The sequence below is a fragment of the Klebsiella sp. WP3-W18-ESBL-02 genome (genome assembly GCF_014168815.1).
GTDB classification, from domain to species: Bacteria; Pseudomonadota; Gammaproteobacteria; order Enterobacterales; family Enterobacteriaceae; genus Kluyvera; species Kluyvera ascorbata_B.
This window is the reverse complement of record NZ_AP021975.1, coordinates 27,827-42,597: the sequence shown is the minus strand read 5'-3', so window position 1 is coordinate 42,597 and position 14,771 is coordinate 27,827. Positions and strand designations below refer to the sequence as shown.

The following is a 14,771-nucleotide window of genomic DNA, read 5'->3' as shown; positions in this document are numbered from 1 at the left end:
TATTAATTAATTTCTAACTGGATAGATATTAAGTAATCAATTTATTTTTACCTGTCAATCGCAATTAGAAAATATTTTCAAAAAAGTGAAAAAAGTAGTTGATCGTCATAAACGAAATCCATAAGATAGTTCACATCGAAGCAGTCATTAGCTAACAAAAAGAATACAATGCTCTTCGAACGCTTACGTAGGTACCGGCTTTTAGCCGTCATCTTTCGATAGATGAGTATAGCACCAACCGCTGGAAATGGTTCCAGCACTGCTCCAAGAAAGACCGTGATTTTCCTTCTTGGAACAGATCTAACTATTAGAGGTTGGTTCTATGACTATATCTATCCAAAACACCCCATCATTAAGCTTAAAGCCCCTCTACATGTGGGCTGGCGGCAAATCTAAGCTACTCAAAAGCTACCAGACCTATCTACCAGACCTGAACAGCGTAAGCGCATACGTAGAGCCATTTTTTGGCGCTGGCGCTCTCTTTGCGTCTGTTAAGTCTACCTACAGCCATATCCCGGCAATCATCAATGACGTAAACCCGGAGCTTATCGCTCTACTGAACACTATCAAGCATGATCATGATGAGCTGATTACCCATCTGCAGGAGCTGGAAGCCGTCTATCTTGGTTATCGTTCTCTGGAAGTGAGGAACTACCACTTTTACCGTGTCCGGGAACAATACTGGAAAGCACAGATCGGAACCGTCCGGGCATCTGCTTTGCTCTTCTTTTTGCTCAGAACCGGCTTCAATGGAATCTGGCAGGTTTCACGCAAAACAGGCCGCTACGGAACGGCTGCAGGACTGCTTAACCATACAACAAGCCTCTTTGATTACTCTCTACTTAAAGAGTGGCATACAGCCCTGCAGGGAACATCTATCCAGTGTGGCTCTTATGCTGATCTCGATGTGCCGGAAGGGGCTTTTATCTACTGTGATCCACCTTACCGGGCGAGCTACGCCGATTATGGCCATGCATTCACTGATGAAGACCATCAACAACTGATCTCATGGTGTCGTAAGCAACAGGAACGGGGCTGTAGTGTCTGGTTAGCTAACCGTGAGGCTAATGATGGTTTCTTTGAAGAACACGCCTCTGATGCCTCTGTAGTGCGTTTTGACATTACCTATACGGCAGGAAGACGTAAGAAAACAGCGAATGGCTATGAGGCCGTTAAAGCTACCGATTTGCTCCTTATGTGGAGTAGGCACGAACACACCCAAAAAGCAGCGTAATTATTTTTTAACAACAAAAGGAAAATACTATGAAAGAAGATATTTTGAACGCGATTGAAAGTAAAGTTAGTCCCTTGATAAAAGTTTGGATGAATGATGGAAAATCATCATTAAACATAAATAAAGAGAGATACATAAAAGACAGCATTGATAGTAAAGAAGATGTTGATATAAAACTTCTCGCTGTTAAGTATCTTTTACTTGAGTATGTTAATGAATATGCTCCTGATGATTACATTGAAGAAATGACAGAAAGGTTAAATCGCATGTTTGATGATGTAAACCCTATGTGTTCTCTTTTTTATGGTGTTTTTGATATCAGAATGGTTAGCTATTCATTCGAATATTATCTTTCTCATTTCTATTACATGCTGATGGTTATTAGCGGTGATAGTGAAGATGTAGATTATGTGATGAATCTTATTAAAAACAAAGAGGAAATAAAATGAGTTATATGTCATTGAATGTTGTAAGCATCCAGATTAAGAAAGAAAATGCTGAAAAACTCACCGCTTGGGTTAAAGATTTTCAAAACATATGTGAATATGGAAGTGCATCAAATATAGATATTATTAAAAATAATGATAGAGAAGAAGATGCTCATTATATAAAAACGAAAAGATATAGGAAAGAATGGTTTGATATTTTCTTTGAATCATCTGATGAACTTAATCATTTCTATCAAGAAATTTTTTCAGAAGGGATTGCAAGGATGTTTGATTGCTATGTAAATATTAGCTCAATAACATCTTGGTGCTGTCCTTATCACGAGTCATACACTATGCATATGGATAACTGGTATGAACCGTTTTATAAGAACTTTACAGGAGATGAAAGTAAAAGATGGCCTCGGCATATACATATGTATTTTAGCGATTGGGTTGATCTAGAAAATATTTAGATAACAAGAAGGAACATTGAATGAAAAAAACAGATATTATTTTAAAAAATGAGCAAAGCCTCGTTCTTAAAATAGCAACCATAACAACTAATATGTTGGCAAAATACATTTATGAAGGAATAAAAAAACTTGATTGTGAGAGTTTAGCTAAATATGAAGACTTAGCTGGGTTTCAATCTCATGAGGAAGATATAGATGTTTATGTAGTTTTAGAGGATATAGAATCATATCAAAATGACGTTATAGATTCATTAGAAACAGATAGTTTTTGTGAAAATATAATAACTAACTTTTATGGGAAAAATCATGAATATGAAGCAGTCCATTTTGACACAGAAGAAGAGTTAAACGAGTTTCTTTTAGAAGAAGATCTATTTATCATTAATGACTCTTTAATTATTAATGATGTTTCCGATGATTTAGATGCTTGCTCACAAGTTTTGGAAATGCTTGAAGCTGATAAATGCGATAACGATGAACAAGAGGAGCATTAAATGAAAAAAACAGATGAATTACTTAAAAAGAAACTGATTAAACAGATTCAGGCTATCAGTGATAACACACACAAAAGCTTTTCAGCCTTTGCTTTTGCGGCAGCTACCGCCGCAAGGGATACAACCCGGCTTTATGTCTCTGAGATCGAAACGGGTGATTTCTTGGTAAGGCCGGATGTATACGCAAGAACAAGCACCAGTGCTATCTGTGATGCCATAATGACATACATAGAGCTGGTATCAGTCTCTGATCCGTATACAGACCTGTTAAGCCCTATCTACAGTGAACTCATACTTGATGGAGCGCCACAGGCCAAGCGAAACGGGCAGTTTTACACACCTGATTCTGTAGCTACAGCCGTTGCCGAAATGATGGGGAACAGAGTCAACATCATAGAGCTTGATATGTGTTGTGGTATGGGAGCTTTATCACTCGCAAGAGCTAAATACAAACTGGAGCAAGGCCAGCAGATAACCAAGATGATTTGCATAGATCTTGATGATGTGGCTATAGCCTGTTGTTTTGCTCAGTTGGCGTACAACAACCTAATGAATACGGTGATCCACTCTATAGAGCTATGCTGTAGAAACGCTATCACTGATTACAATCAAGGTTATGAAACGACAATCAGTTATCGTTTAAAGATTAATGAAGCTAAAAAATACCGTCAAGAAATGGAATATTTAGATTTAGCAACAGGGTGATAAACCCTGTTTGCGACATTGATAACTTAATTATCAGTTGTGATTATTAAGTAAGATTTAGTATGCATTATTAGAGAGTGGCGTATTTACTGGATTTAAAGCGGCTACATCAAATGCCTTTAAAATAATAGCAGCGACTCTATTTTTTAATTTATCGTTATCTATTGACTTTCTCTTTATTTGTTTTAATTACAAATGTGAGGCTATCAATAATGATACCTCGCTAAATATTAACTAATGAATAATGGAGGTTGTTATGAAAAGAACAGAAAAGTATTTTAAAAGAAAAGCAGAGCAAGTATTAAATGCGTTATTTGGAAAGTGTAATTTAGTTTTATTAACAGGTGATACTGTTTTATGCGGTAAAGTTGTTTCTGAATTGAAAGCTAAATCCTCATTAGAAAGGAAGGTAAAAACACCCAAACAAAACACAAAGACTATTTACAATCATAGAACAGAGTTGATTTTTGAATATGATATTGAACATCCTAAGTTTTCAGATTGTAAGAGTGTTGAAGTAGTATTCATTGAAAGAGCTGATTATACCTATAGAGATGGTGATATAAATATAGCTCTTGATGCTTTAAAAGATAAAGATATAAAAGTTGTTTTAACATCCAATAAAAGCAGAAAAGAAATTGCTTACCTCTTAAAAAATAGACCTATGAAGACTATTGAAGTCAACTACCTTGAAAACAAAGCTTCTAAGAGAACAGCAGCAAACAAAGAAGCTATAGAAGCATTTGACACGGTAGAAACGTTCCCTGATGAGATACCACTCCCGGAAGTAGATAACGATGATGTGTTATCGGAACAGGCAATTAATGACATGCTTAACATGTATACTGAAAAAAATAACACTGAGACTGATGATTTATTAAATGAGATTTCATATCTTAAATCTCAACTAAAGGAAGAAGAGGAAATATCTAACTGTGGAAGAAAGTTATTAGAAGAGGCTGATGAATTTATACAGGGATTGATTGCTGAAAATGAAAAACTAAAAGAAGAAGTTAAAGAACACTCCATTGATTTATTCAGATTAGAAATGATTAATGATTTGAATGAAAGTGATTCTACTATGTATAAAAAAGAATACAATCAATTAAAGGATGAGAAAGAAGCTTTAACGTTAAGAATAGAAACTCTGGAAGAGGAAAAGAATAAAGCAGATGAGGATTATGATTACATTGTTCTCGAAAACATGACTCTTCAAAGTGAAATAATAGGTTTGGAAAGAAAGATTGAAGAGTTAAAAAAAGAGCATGATGAAATGGTTAATAGTCTATGTGCGGAGTTAGACTATATTATAAAAAAGAAGAGATAAAGGAATTGATTATGAAAAAAGATTATGAACACTTAGAGTTATCGGAAGAAGACGATGAGATCTTACTTACTTGTGAGGATGATGATTTTGAAAATGAATCCAGTAAGGAAATGACCTTTGATGATTTCTTTTATAAACAGTTTGATTTCATGGCGTCTTTTAGTCTTGGTTTTCTTATGGTATTGGCATTCATTATATACTTGCCGTTCTTATTATTATCAACAACCGGGTTTGCATTTTACAAGATGTTCAAGCAAGCATTTTAAATAATAAAAGGAGAAGGTTTAATTATCTTCTCTTTTTTAATTTATTTTCTCAATTAAACTTGACTTATAGTTAAAATATAATACAACTTATCTATGAATAGAGATATTCATTACATTATAAACATTAAAAAAAGGAAAACATTATGAAAATAGAAAACATACAAGAAGAAATAAAGTCAGCATTTGAAGATAAAAGAATAGTAGTTGTGCGTGGTGGAAACATGTCTCACAGAGATGAGCTTATGTTAAGCTTGAAGGATTTAAATATTGAAGGAATAGATAATATAGCTTTCTATAACGATTCTAACATTACAAAAGCTGCTCTCAGACGAGTAATGATGGAATCTATAAACACCTTATTTGTTTTTGACCATCTCGATATTAGTATATCTGAAAAAACTTATGACAAGCACTTTGGCGGAGAGGTAAATCAAATAAGAGGTATTGGTTATAGCTATTTTGCTATGGTTAATGATAATAGTTATGCAAATCACATATTAGAGATACCATCTAATAACAACAAGGTTTTATCATTCACTAATGATAATGTTTTTTTAAGGCCATACCTTGAACAACACATGAAAGAAAACTATGGCATAGAAGTTATCACAATTAAAGCATAAGGTGAAAAATGAACTTAGAACAAGAGGAAAGAATAGAAGATTATCTAAAATACAAAATCAAGTGTATTAAGGATGCAATAGAACTTAATGATTTAGTATTTATAGAAGACAATAGCAGACTTTTTTCTACTTCTGACTTGTTTAAAATTCACTACGCTACATCCATAACTATTGATATAAATAAAACGCCCTATGAGATATATAGGGCTATATTCAAATCTGGTTATAATCCTGATGTGGTGATTTTTTATGATGAACCGGAACCAGATGAACCGTATGAACCTCACTTCTATGATGACAGATATAAAAGATTAGTTTTAAATCTAATTAGAATGGGGATTCAGGTTGTTATGTATGATGGTTTTCACAAAGGATATGAGTTTTTCAAAAACAAAACAGTAAGTTTTGATGTTATCAGGTTTGAAAACTGTTTTTCAAAAGAGGCAGTGAAAGAGCTGGATGATTACCTTCTCAAGAAGAGACTAAAAATGATAAGTAGGCATATAGAACGTTTAACCAATACAGACACATAACAAGGGGCATAAGCCCCTTTGTCATTTCTGGAGTAGCACACCAATGTAAGACTCTCGTATTCACCCTCGTAACAAAAGCAAAAGTTTACCATTGAGACGATATTTGATATTGTTTCAGTATCGCATAACGAGGTCATAACGATGATGTCAGGTCTTGATGGTGGAAATTTTATCCTTAGCTCAATGGCTAAGGAAAGGGTCAGATCAGGTCTACTTGATAGAGCAACAATACAAGGCTCTAAAGGCGAGTATACCGTGATTTTTGATGGTTCAGAGTGGGAAGGTAAGCCATTAGTCTTATGTAGCTCAAGACAGCCATACGAAGCACGGCTCTTCAAAAGCATTGATGGTGCGGTAGCCGAACTAATGCGCATAGGTTTAAGTGAAGCTTCAATCAAAAACACCACCAAATCGAACGATAAATAATCAGGTTTAACATGGATATGCAAAAAGAAACGCTTTTTTCAGAAGTAGAAACAGCTAACAGCAAGCAGCTTGCTGTGTTAAAGGCTAACTTCCCACAGTGTTTTGATAAAAACGGGGCGTTCATTCAAGAGAAGCTACTTGAGATCGTCAAATCCTCGGATGTTGAACTCTCTAAAGAGTCATACAGCTTAAATTGGCTGGGTAAGTCTTATGCCCGGCTGTTGGCTAACCTACCACCGAAGACGTTGCTGACAGAAGATAAAGACCATAACCAACTTGAAGAGAACAAGAACAGTCAGAATCTGTTAATAAAAGGGGATAACCTCGAAGTATTGAAGCATATGGTTAATGCTTATGCTGAAAAGGTGAAGATGATTTACATTGATCCTCCATACAATACTGGTAAGGATGGATTCGCCTATAACGATGATCGCAAGTTTACACCTGAACAGCTTTCTGCACTTGCAGGTATCGATCTTGATGAAGCTGCCCGTATCCTCGATTTTACTGTCAAAGGTTCAAGTAGCCATAGCGCATGGCTGACATTCATTTATCCTCGTCTTTATATTGCTCGTGAACTAATGAAAGAAGATGGGACTATTTTTATCTCTATCGATCATAATGAGTTTAGTCAATTAAAACTTGTTTGTGATGAGATTTTTGGTGAGCAAAATTATGTTGGAGATATTGTGTGGAAAAATGCAACTGATAATAATCCGTCAAACATAGCTGTAGAGCATGAATATATTATTGTTTACGCAAAAAACAAAGAGCAGCTTGAAAGTGAGTGGAAGTCTAACATTTCAGATGTTAAGAATTTACTTATCAACATAGGTGAAGAATTCACATCAAAATATTCGGGTGATGAACTTAAGGAAAAATATACCCAATGGTATCGTGAACATAAATCTGAATTATGGCCTCTTGACCGATACAAATATATAGATAAAGATGGTGTCTATACTGGTAGCCAGAGTGTACACAACCCCGGAAAAGAGGGGTACAGGTATGATGTTTTACATCCAGAAACTAAAAAACCATGTAAACAACCTCTTATGGGATATCGCTTTCCATCAGAGACAATGGATCGGCTTCTATTAGAAGAAAAAATTATCTTTGGTGATGATGAAAACAAAATTATAGAGTTAAAGGTTTATGCTAAAGATTATAAACAAAAATTAAGCTCTGTTATTAATCTTGATGGGCGTACAGCAACGAATGAACTCAAAGAGTTATTTCCTGAAATGACTCAACCATTTACAAATGCTAAAACAATAAAACTAGTAGAAGATTTAATCTCTTTTGCATGTGATGGAGAAGGTGTTGTTTTAGATTTCTTTGCTGGTTCAGGAACTACAGCACATACAGTATTTAATTTAAATCATAAAAATAAAACATCGTATCAGTTTATTACAGTTCAACTAGATGAGCCAACAAAAGACAAATCTGATGCTTTGAAGCATGGTTATAAAACAATTTTTGACTTAACAAAAGAACGGTTAATTAGAGCTTCTAAAAATAACGGAAATCAAGGTTTTAAGATATATCAACTAATGACTGATTTTCGAGCAAAAGATGAGTCTGAACTTACGCTGTCTAATCTTAGCTTCTTTGATGATGTTGTATTAACTCAATCACAGTACGACACCCTGTTGACTACATGGTGCGTGTATGATGGTAGTTTGTTAACAACGACAATTGAAGATGTAGATCTTAATGGCTACAAAGCGCACTTGTGCGATGGTCGTTTGTATCTGATTGCACCTAACTTCACCAGTGAAGCTCTGAAAGCTTTACTTCAAAAGCTGGATTCAGACAAAGACTTTGCACCTAACAAAGTCGTGTTTTATGGCAGCAACTTCGAAAGTGCGAAACAGATGGAACTTAATGAAGCACTAAAAAGTTATGCTAATAAAAAATCTATTGATTTAGATTTGGTGGTAAGGAACTAATCATGTCTAAAGGGTTCACATTCGAAAAGAATTTACCTCATCAAAAGGCTGGCGTTGATGCGGTGATGAATGTCTTTGTATCTGCCATACCTCATCAGACGGATAATGTTGCTATTCGCCTGTTATCTAATCCAGAACTGAATCTGTCTGAACAACAATACTACAACAACATAAAAAATGTTCAGGAGTTCAATGCTATTGAGCATTTAAAAGATAATTACGATGCTAAAAGCAACGTAATTGATGTTTCTATGGAGACAGGTACAGGTAAAACTTATACTTACACCAAAACAATTTTTGACCTGAACAAATCATTTGGTATTAACAAGTTTATCATCATTGTTCCTACCCTATCGATCAAAGCCGGAACAGTTAACTTTTTAAAAAGCGATGCTTTAAAAGAACATTTTAGAGATGATTACGAGCGTGAATTAAAGACTTATGTTGTTGAAAGTCAAAAAAACTCTGGTAAAAACACAAAATCGTATATGCCTCAAGCTATTCATGATTTTGTTGAAGCAAGTAATTTTAACAAGAAATATATACACGTCCTTGTAATCAACTCAGGGATGATTAACTCCAAGTCTTTAACTGACACTTATGATGTTGGTTTGCTTGATAATCAGTTTGATACACCATTTGCTGCTCTTAGTGCGGTAAAACCATTCATTATCATTGATGAGCCTCATAAATTTCCTACGGGTAAAAAGACATGGGAAAATATTGAAAAATTTAATGCTCAATATATTATCCGCTATGGCGCAACTTTTAGTGAAGGCTATAAGAACTTAGTTTATCGTCTAACAGCCGTGGATGCGTTCAATGAAGATCTTGTTAAAGGTATTGATGCATACATTGAGGATATTGTTGGTGATGGTAGTGCTAATCTTAAATTTGTTAAATCTGACGGAAAAGAGGCCACTTTTGAACTAAACGAAAATGGTAATAGAAAAAAATTCAAGTTAGCCAAAGGTGAATCACTATCTAAAACACATAGTGCGATCCATGATTTAACACTGGATGCCTTAAACAAGAGTACTGCTGTATTGAGTAATGGTATTGAACTAAAAATTGGTAGTTCAATAAACCCCTACTCTTACGATCAGACACTTGCTGATAACATGATGCGTAAAGCTGTCAAAGAACACTTTAAGTTGGAAAAAGAGTATCTGACACAAAGGCCACGCATAAAGCCTCTTACTCTTTTCTTCATTGATGACATTGAAGGCTATCGTGATGGTAATAATATTGCCGGAAGCCTGAAAACTAAGTTCGAAGAATACGTTTTGGCAGAAGCTAATGAACTGTTAGAAACAGAGAAAGATGACTTTTATAGAAACTACCTTGAAAAAACTGTTAAGGATATATCTTCTGTTCATGGTGGTTATTTTTCAAAAGATAATAGTGATAAAGATGATAAAATTGAGCAGGAAATCAACGAAATTCTTCATGACAAAGAGCTTCTATTGTCGTTAGAGAATCCTCGCCGTTTCATTTTCTCTAAGTGGACATTGAGGGAAGGCTGGGATAACCCTAACGTATTCCAGATTTGTAAGCTACGTTCGAGCGGTAGCACCACATCTAAACTTCAAGAAGTAGGGCGTGGGTTGCGTCTTCCAGTGAATGAATACATGTGCCGAGTGAAAGATCGCAATTTTACACTCAACTACTATGTTGATTTTACGGAAAAGGATTTTGTCGATTCTCTTGTCAAAGAGGTCAACGATAGCTCCTTCAAAGAAACTGTTCCAAGTAAGTTTACTGAAGAGCTTAAGGTTAAAATCCTAACTAAGTATCCTGAGCTTTCATCCAGAACGCTCATGAATGAAGTTTTTGATGATGAAATCATTGATGATAATGACAACTTCAAAGATTCTGATTCCTATACACGCTTAAAAGGTAAATACCCGGCAGCATTCCCTACTGGAGTAAAACCAAGCAAAATTAAAAAAGCTACCGATGGGAAAAAACGCACTAAAATGCGTGTTGGCAAGTTCAGTGAACTTAAAGAATTGTGGGATTTGATAAATCAGAAAGCTGTGATTGAGTATAAGATAAACAGCGAGAATGAATTCTTATCCATATTCAAATCATTTATGCTCGAAGAAGCAGATAGATTTACTAAATCAGGCGTTCATACTCGCATAGATAGGATTTACATCCATAATGATACGGCAATGTCGAAAAGTATCATTAGTGATGATGATAACTTTGCTAAACTCAATACAATGAGCTATCGAGAGTTTCTTGATAACTTATCACAAACTATTTTTGCTAAACACGATACTTTGCATAAGGTGTTTTGTGATATAAAAGATACTATCAATATCACTGACTACCTGAACATTCAAACTATCAGAAAGATTAAATCTGGCTTTAGCAAGTATTTGTTGAACAATTCGTTTAATAAGTTCAGTCTTGGCTACAATGTGATATCAGGCTCTATTCATCCTACAAAATTCACTAATGCAGATGGTAATCCTCTAAGTGAGGTATTATCAAGTGATCTTGGTGTATTGCAGGATTATACAAAATCACCATTGGATTCATATCTTTTTGAAGAGGTCTTTTATGACTCAGAGCTGGAAAGACTTAACATAACAGATAAAGAGATCCTGTCTGTAGCTGTTTTTACGAAGATACCGAAGAACTCTATTAAAATTCCGGTGGCAGGAGGATACACGTATTCCCCTGACTTTGCGTATGTTGTTAAAACTACAAGTGGTGATTACTTAAACTTTATCATTGAAACAAAAAATGTTGATGGTAAAGATAGCTTACGCCTTGAAGAACAACGAAAAATTGAACATGCTCAGGCATTGTTTAATCAAATAAGCAAAACATTCAAAGTTGAATTCATGACTCAATTTGCTAATGATGAGATTTATGATTTAATAAAGAAAACACAAGCTTAGTTCTTAGTGGTGAAGGAGGTCAACGCCTCCTTCATCAAAATTAATACATCATGAAGAAACACAGATGAAATACAAAAGCTTAAATGATTTTCTGGATGATAAAAAACGTAAGGAACAGCACAGGAAACGTCTTGCTGATAAGTTGTTTCATACGGTTCGCTCAGGTAGTGATACAGAGATTCAATCTGTTATAAAAGAATGTTCAGAAAGTGGCTTAGATTTTAAAGACGTAAAACATGATTATCTGTTAGAGTATTTTGATTCCTTCCATAACCGCTTTACCCCTCCTTCTATTCCCATCATTAAATTACTTATTAGCTATCAAAATAAAATATCTCACAAAGCCAAATTAGCTTTTTGCCGTAATGTATATTATCGTGGAATTTTAAAAGAAGAAGATTTATATGAAGTTTCTGAATTAATTATAAAATAAAGTCTCAATATAGATTGACTTATATTTAAAATCCCTTATATATTATAATATACACAATTAAATATAAGAGGGTTTTAAATATGAATTCTATAAAAGAGATTAAAACAATAGCTTTAGCGCATGGAATAATAAACGACATTAGAAAAGGCAGGAATCACAATGAAGTTTTCGCAAGTTCAGAAAGAATAGATGTTGATTATTTAACTAAATATTTAAGCGGCAAGCTTGGTAAGAAAATAACAACATTCAAGAAACTTGATGGCATACTTTCATATAGCAAAAGAAAAAATGAAATAGTAGCGGGTTCAGTCTTCTTTTACGCTCCTGAAAATGATCAGGACAGTGAGAAAGAAGCTCAGTTCTTAAAGATGTTAACGTTCAAGTTAGCTCAAAGTAATTCATTCTTCATACATTTTAAAGACCAAAATAAAGGAGGGTTATAATGATATTGGATTCAATTAGTTTTAATGAACACGATTACCACTTAGTTTCTAATACAACAGCGACATACGAAATAAAACTAAAAATAGTCAAAGTTTTACGTGGGCGTAAGTTTGAAAGATTCAGGGTAGATAGTCCGTTTGTCGAAATACTCAAAGTGGCATATGCCCCGGCAGGTAAGAAAAGAGCAAATGAAACAACGAGTATTATTGAGCAAATGAAAGAGGACTTAACAAACATAGTTCTTGAAGAGGCGGTAAAAACACAGGATAAGGCAATGAGTTTTATAAAAGGTGATTCAGATGGAGATGATAAATGATGTATTGGTGTTAGTAAAAACAAGTGCGTTTGTGATGGGGTTGTATTTTTCATGTGTTTATACAGAAAGAACACGAAGAGACATTATAAGGGCGTGGTTTAAAAGGAATATAATAGTTGTTGAAAAGCTTATGACTGTAAGCGGTAGTATAGAAGAAAGCACTTTCAAAAAGGATTGGTTTAATCCAAAAGATTACTTAAAGTTTACGATAGCGACAATAACTATTCTTTTCTTTATACACTTAACAGCAATGGCAGTAGGTATTGATGAAGGCATAATTATCTTGATGATGATACATTTATGGATTTTATCAATGTTAATTATCAGAAGATACAGAAAACAAAAAAGAATCAACGCAAGAACCAAAAGCAGCAGAGAAGCTTTTAATGGAATGAGCGTATTTTTAAACTAATAAAAGAAGGATTACATTATGAATATATTATCAATAGTATCTGGCGTTATAGTATTTTGTTTATTTATAGCGTTTTTTATTTATACAGGCATTAAAATCAAAAACAGTAAGAAATTAACAAAGATATATAAAAATATAGGATGGTTAGGAGTTGCTTTATTAGCTTCATTATTCATATCAGTTCATTTATCAAGAGAAGTTCACATTATTCTATCTCTTATATTTGTTCACTATTTAAAAATCACCTATTCAATGACTTTTATTTTGGGTGTTTTCTTCTTAGGAAAGAAAATCCATTCAAAAATAAAAGGTTTTTTCAAGCCAAAGTTTGCGGCATAAGGAGGTTTCAATGAAAGAACGTAAAAAAGGATTTAGCCTGATTGAAATGTTATTAGTGCTGGTAGTTGCTACTGGAATCGCCGGAGCAACGTTTTACGGGTATAGCAAGCTGCAGGAAGGGTTCAGAACAAGCAACGCTATACGTGATCTGGCAACTATCAGTAAAGCCATGAGCGCTATAACAGCTTCTAAGCCCACTGTAGCTGAAGCTAACAGTATGCTCATCATTGGACTTTCAAAATTGAGAAAGTAAAACAGGGCGTAGTTTATCAAGGCGTAGTTTTCGAAAAGGATTAATAAAATGGAAAATAAAACTGTTCGCTGCCCATTTTGTGATCACGAAACAAAACACGGCTTAGGTGTGTGTTTACCTTGCGGAGCAAACATAACATACGGTAAAGCACCGTTATGGTTTGGTCAAATTGGCGCTTTATTATCTGTCGTATTAAGCTTTGTGGTGCTGATTTTTTCAGAGAATATGTTTATTGGTTTAGCTTCTCTATTTGTGTTTTTGATCTTAACCTTTATTCTCTCTAAAACCATCTATTCAGAAAGAGTAGTATTCTCAAGATAAAAGTTTTACAAGCCCCGCTCAGGGGCTTTCTTTTTTTTAAATAGAAATAAATTTGATTTATGCTTTTGTCATAGTGTTAACTTTAAATATTAAAACAATTAAAGGAAAACATTATGAATGACATTCAAAAACTATCAAAACTTATCACTGAAATCAAAAACCCTTCATCACCTTCGAATGCTACAAATCTAATAAAAGGCATTGAGCTATTTACTGGCTTTTGCCTTTATCTTGTTTGTGATGCGCTACATGCCAAACAAAAAAACTTCCAGATCACATCTGGTATCTTTGACGGCAACATCATAGCTAACATGCCTAAGAACGAGATAGAAAAGTATAGCAAGGCGGCATCTGCCGCTTACCATTATGTTCATATCATCAAACAGGAAGAAGCTTTTACAGACGTTCTATCAGAGCTGTTTGAAGATCTCTACCTTACGGGCAAGAACGGCGACGGGTTAGGCCAGTTCCTTACTCCTATGGACATTAGCAGCCTTACAGCGTCATTACAGGCAACATCAGGGCAATCAGGAACGTTCTATGAAGAATGTTGTGGCGCAGGCTCTATGACACTGGCAAGGCTCAGAGAACGCTGTAGGAGAGAAGGACACTATCTTGAACAGGCTGTTCAAATGAACGACATAGATCCACTAATGGTTAAAATGGCTATTGTTCAGATTATGGCTCCAGTAGCTTTTAAAGACGTAGATATAAAATCAGTCAAAATATTTAATGGCAATGCGTTATTAAACAACTTAAAACAATCCTTTAGTTATACCTCTTATCATAATAAAAAACAAAAAGTATAAAATAAATTAGACTTTTTCTTTTTTATAGATTATAAGATTATTAACCAAAACAAAAAAGGAGAAGTCAT

20 protein-coding genes are annotated in these 14,771 nt (G+C 34.5%); all 20 read left to right on the top strand.

The annotated features are described in order from the left end of the window. The first annotated feature begins 322 nt into the window (after window positions 1-322). The 20 genes from H7R56_RS27360 (at window position 323) to H7R56_RS27265 (ending at window position 14,703) form a co-directional block, all read left to right on the top strand. Window positions 323-1,234, top strand: coding sequence for a DNA adenine methylase (locus H7R56_RS27360; RefSeq protein ID WP_175149793.1), 912 nt, complete (start codon window positions 323-325; stop codon window positions 1,232-1,234). A gap of 29 nt (window positions 1,235-1,263) precedes the next feature. Beyond that, window positions 1,264-1,683: a hypothetical protein gene (locus H7R56_RS27355; protein ID WP_045351296.1), complete on the top strand. Its 420-nt coding sequence runs from the start codon at window positions 1,264-1,266 to the stop codon at window positions 1,681-1,683. Continuing rightward, window positions 1,680-2,135: a hypothetical protein gene (locus H7R56_RS27350; RefSeq protein WP_136374522.1), complete on the top strand. Its 456-nt coding sequence runs from the start codon at window positions 1,680-1,682 to the stop codon at window positions 2,133-2,135. The genes H7R56_RS27355 and H7R56_RS27350 overlap by 4 nt, the downstream gene beginning before the upstream one ends. A gap of 20 nt (window positions 2,136-2,155) precedes the next feature. Beyond that, entirely contained in the window at window positions 2,156-2,629 is a 474-nt protein-coding gene (locus H7R56_RS27345; protein WP_175149790.1) for a hypothetical protein, read from the top strand. Further along, a complete protein-coding gene (locus tag H7R56_RS27340; protein WP_045351302.1) occupies window positions 2,630-3,334 on the top strand; it encodes an N-6 DNA methylase in 705 nt (234 codons plus the stop codon). A gap of 256 nt (window positions 3,335-3,590) precedes the next feature. After that, entirely contained in the window at window positions 3,591-4,661 is a 1,071-nt protein-coding gene (locus H7R56_RS27335) for a hypothetical protein (protein ID WP_227674761.1), read from the top strand. An 11-nt stretch (window positions 4,662-4,672) separates the two neighbouring features. Next, window positions 4,673-4,927, top strand: coding sequence for a hypothetical protein (locus H7R56_RS27330; protein ID WP_060615695.1), 255 nt, complete (start codon window positions 4,673-4,675; stop codon window positions 4,925-4,927). Window positions 4,928-5,070: 143 nt separating this feature from the next. Further along, window positions 5,071-5,550 (top strand): hypothetical protein, encoded by a 480-nt coding sequence (locus tag H7R56_RS27325; protein WP_175149785.1) that lies wholly within the window; start codon window positions 5,071-5,073, stop codon window positions 5,548-5,550. An 8-nt stretch (window positions 5,551-5,558) separates the two neighbouring features. Then, window positions 5,559-6,083, top strand: coding sequence for a hypothetical protein (locus tag H7R56_RS27320; RefSeq protein WP_175149783.1), 525 nt, complete (start codon window positions 5,559-5,561; stop codon window positions 6,081-6,083). A gap of 141 nt (window positions 6,084-6,224) precedes the next feature. Continuing rightward, window positions 6,225-6,509, top strand: a complete 285-nt coding sequence (locus H7R56_RS27315) for a hypothetical protein (RefSeq protein ID WP_077268739.1) — start codon at window positions 6,225-6,227, stop codon at window positions 6,507-6,509. Window positions 6,510-6,520: 11 nt separating this feature from the next. Then, the gene (locus H7R56_RS27310) at window positions 6,521-8,461 is read left to right on the top strand and encodes a site-specific DNA-methyltransferase (protein ID WP_175149781.1); all 1,941 of its coding nucleotides are present in this window, start codon (window positions 6,521-6,523) and stop codon (window positions 8,459-8,461) included. A gap of 2 nt (window positions 8,462-8,463) precedes the next feature. Next, window positions 8,464-11,376, top strand: coding sequence for a type III restriction-modification system endonuclease (locus tag H7R56_RS27305; RefSeq protein WP_175149778.1), 2,913 nt, complete (start codon window positions 8,464-8,466; stop codon window positions 11,374-11,376). A 64-nt stretch (window positions 11,377-11,440) separates the two neighbouring features. After that, a complete protein-coding gene (locus tag H7R56_RS27300) occupies window positions 11,441-11,809 on the top strand; it encodes a hypothetical protein (protein ID WP_048242317.1) in 369 nt (122 codons plus the stop codon). Between the two features lie 80 nt (window positions 11,810-11,889). Then, window positions 11,890-12,252, top strand: coding sequence for a hypothetical protein (locus H7R56_RS27295; RefSeq protein WP_048242316.1), 363 nt, complete (start codon window positions 11,890-11,892; stop codon window positions 12,250-12,252). Continuing rightward, window positions 12,252-12,569: a hypothetical protein gene (locus H7R56_RS27290; RefSeq protein WP_001569517.1), complete on the top strand. Its 318-nt coding sequence runs from the start codon at window positions 12,252-12,254 to the stop codon at window positions 12,567-12,569. The genes H7R56_RS27295 and H7R56_RS27290 overlap by 1 nt, the downstream gene beginning before the upstream one ends. Then, window positions 12,553-12,981, top strand: a complete 429-nt coding sequence (locus tag H7R56_RS27285; protein WP_175149776.1) for a hypothetical protein — start codon at window positions 12,553-12,555, stop codon at window positions 12,979-12,981. The genes H7R56_RS27290 and H7R56_RS27285 overlap by 17 nt, the downstream gene beginning before the upstream one ends. Before the next feature lie 18 nt (window positions 12,982-12,999). Next, window positions 13,000-13,320 carry a hypothetical protein gene (locus tag H7R56_RS27280; RefSeq protein WP_048242314.1) on the top strand — a complete coding sequence of 107 codons (321 nt, stop codon included), beginning with the start codon at window positions 13,000-13,002 and terminating at the stop codon, window positions 13,318-13,320. 10 nt (window positions 13,321-13,330) lie between these two features. Further along, window positions 13,331-13,573 carry a type II secretion system protein gene (locus H7R56_RS27275; protein WP_175149774.1) on the top strand — a complete coding sequence of 81 codons (243 nt, stop codon included), beginning with the start codon at window positions 13,331-13,333 and terminating at the stop codon, window positions 13,571-13,573. A 48-nt stretch (window positions 13,574-13,621) separates the two neighbouring features. Continuing rightward, a complete protein-coding gene (locus H7R56_RS27270) occupies window positions 13,622-13,894 on the top strand; it encodes a hypothetical protein (RefSeq protein WP_128334257.1) in 273 nt (90 codons plus the stop codon). A 113-nt stretch (window positions 13,895-14,007) separates the two neighbouring features. After that, window positions 14,008-14,703, top strand: coding sequence for an N-6 DNA methylase (locus tag H7R56_RS27265; protein ID WP_115490349.1), 696 nt, complete (start codon window positions 14,008-14,010; stop codon window positions 14,701-14,703). The last annotated feature ends 68 nt before the right edge of the window (window positions 14,704-14,771 follow it).

Excerpts from the sequence above, each read along its gene's own strand:
- H7R56_RS27360 (WP_175149793.1), top strand. The coding sequence starts at position 323 with ATGACTATATCTATCCAAAACACCCCATCATTAAGCTTAAAGCCCCTC.
- H7R56_RS27355 (WP_045351296.1), top strand. The coding sequence starts at position 1,264 with ATGAAAGAAGATATTTTGAACGCGATTGAAAGTAAAGTTAGTCCCTTG.
- H7R56_RS27350 (WP_136374522.1), top strand. The coding sequence starts at position 1,680 with ATGAGTTATATGTCATTGAATGTTGTAAGCATCCAGATTAAGAAAGAA.
- H7R56_RS27345 (WP_175149790.1), top strand. The coding sequence starts at position 2,156 with ATGAAAAAAACAGATATTATTTTAAAAAATGAGCAAAGCCTCGTTCTT.
- H7R56_RS27340 (WP_045351302.1), top strand. The coding sequence starts at position 2,630 with ATGAAAAAAACAGATGAATTACTTAAAAAGAAACTGATTAAACAGATT.
- H7R56_RS27335 (WP_227674761.1), top strand. The coding sequence starts at position 3,591 with ATGAAAAGAACAGAAAAGTATTTTAAAAGAAAAGCAGAGCAAGTATTA.
- H7R56_RS27330 (WP_060615695.1), top strand. The coding sequence starts at position 4,673 with ATGAAAAAAGATTATGAACACTTAGAGTTATCGGAAGAAGACGATGAG.
- H7R56_RS27325 (WP_175149785.1), top strand. The coding sequence starts at position 5,071 with ATGAAAATAGAAAACATACAAGAAGAAATAAAGTCAGCATTTGAAGAT.
- H7R56_RS27320 (WP_175149783.1), top strand. The coding sequence starts at position 5,559 with ATGAACTTAGAACAAGAGGAAAGAATAGAAGATTATCTAAAATACAAA.
- H7R56_RS27315 (WP_077268739.1), top strand. The coding sequence starts at position 6,225 with ATGATGTCAGGTCTTGATGGTGGAAATTTTATCCTTAGCTCAATGGCT.
- H7R56_RS27310 (WP_175149781.1), top strand. The coding sequence starts at position 6,521 with ATGGATATGCAAAAAGAAACGCTTTTTTCAGAAGTAGAAACAGCTAAC.
- H7R56_RS27305 (WP_175149778.1), top strand. The coding sequence starts at position 8,464 with ATGTCTAAAGGGTTCACATTCGAAAAGAATTTACCTCATCAAAAGGCT.
- H7R56_RS27300 (WP_048242317.1), top strand. The coding sequence starts at position 11,441 with ATGAAATACAAAAGCTTAAATGATTTTCTGGATGATAAAAAACGTAAG.
- H7R56_RS27295 (WP_048242316.1), top strand. The coding sequence starts at position 11,890 with ATGAATTCTATAAAAGAGATTAAAACAATAGCTTTAGCGCATGGAATA.
- H7R56_RS27290 (WP_001569517.1), top strand. The coding sequence starts at position 12,252 with ATGATATTGGATTCAATTAGTTTTAATGAACACGATTACCACTTAGTT.
- H7R56_RS27285 (WP_175149776.1), top strand. The coding sequence starts at position 12,553 with ATGGAGATGATAAATGATGTATTGGTGTTAGTAAAAACAAGTGCGTTT.
- H7R56_RS27280 (WP_048242314.1), top strand. The coding sequence starts at position 13,000 with ATGAATATATTATCAATAGTATCTGGCGTTATAGTATTTTGTTTATTT.
- H7R56_RS27275 (WP_175149774.1), top strand. The coding sequence starts at position 13,331 with ATGAAAGAACGTAAAAAAGGATTTAGCCTGATTGAAATGTTATTAGTG.
- H7R56_RS27270 (WP_128334257.1), top strand. The coding sequence starts at position 13,622 with ATGGAAAATAAAACTGTTCGCTGCCCATTTTGTGATCACGAAACAAAA.
- H7R56_RS27265 (WP_115490349.1), top strand. The coding sequence starts at position 14,008 with ATGAATGACATTCAAAAACTATCAAAACTTATCACTGAAATCAAAAAC.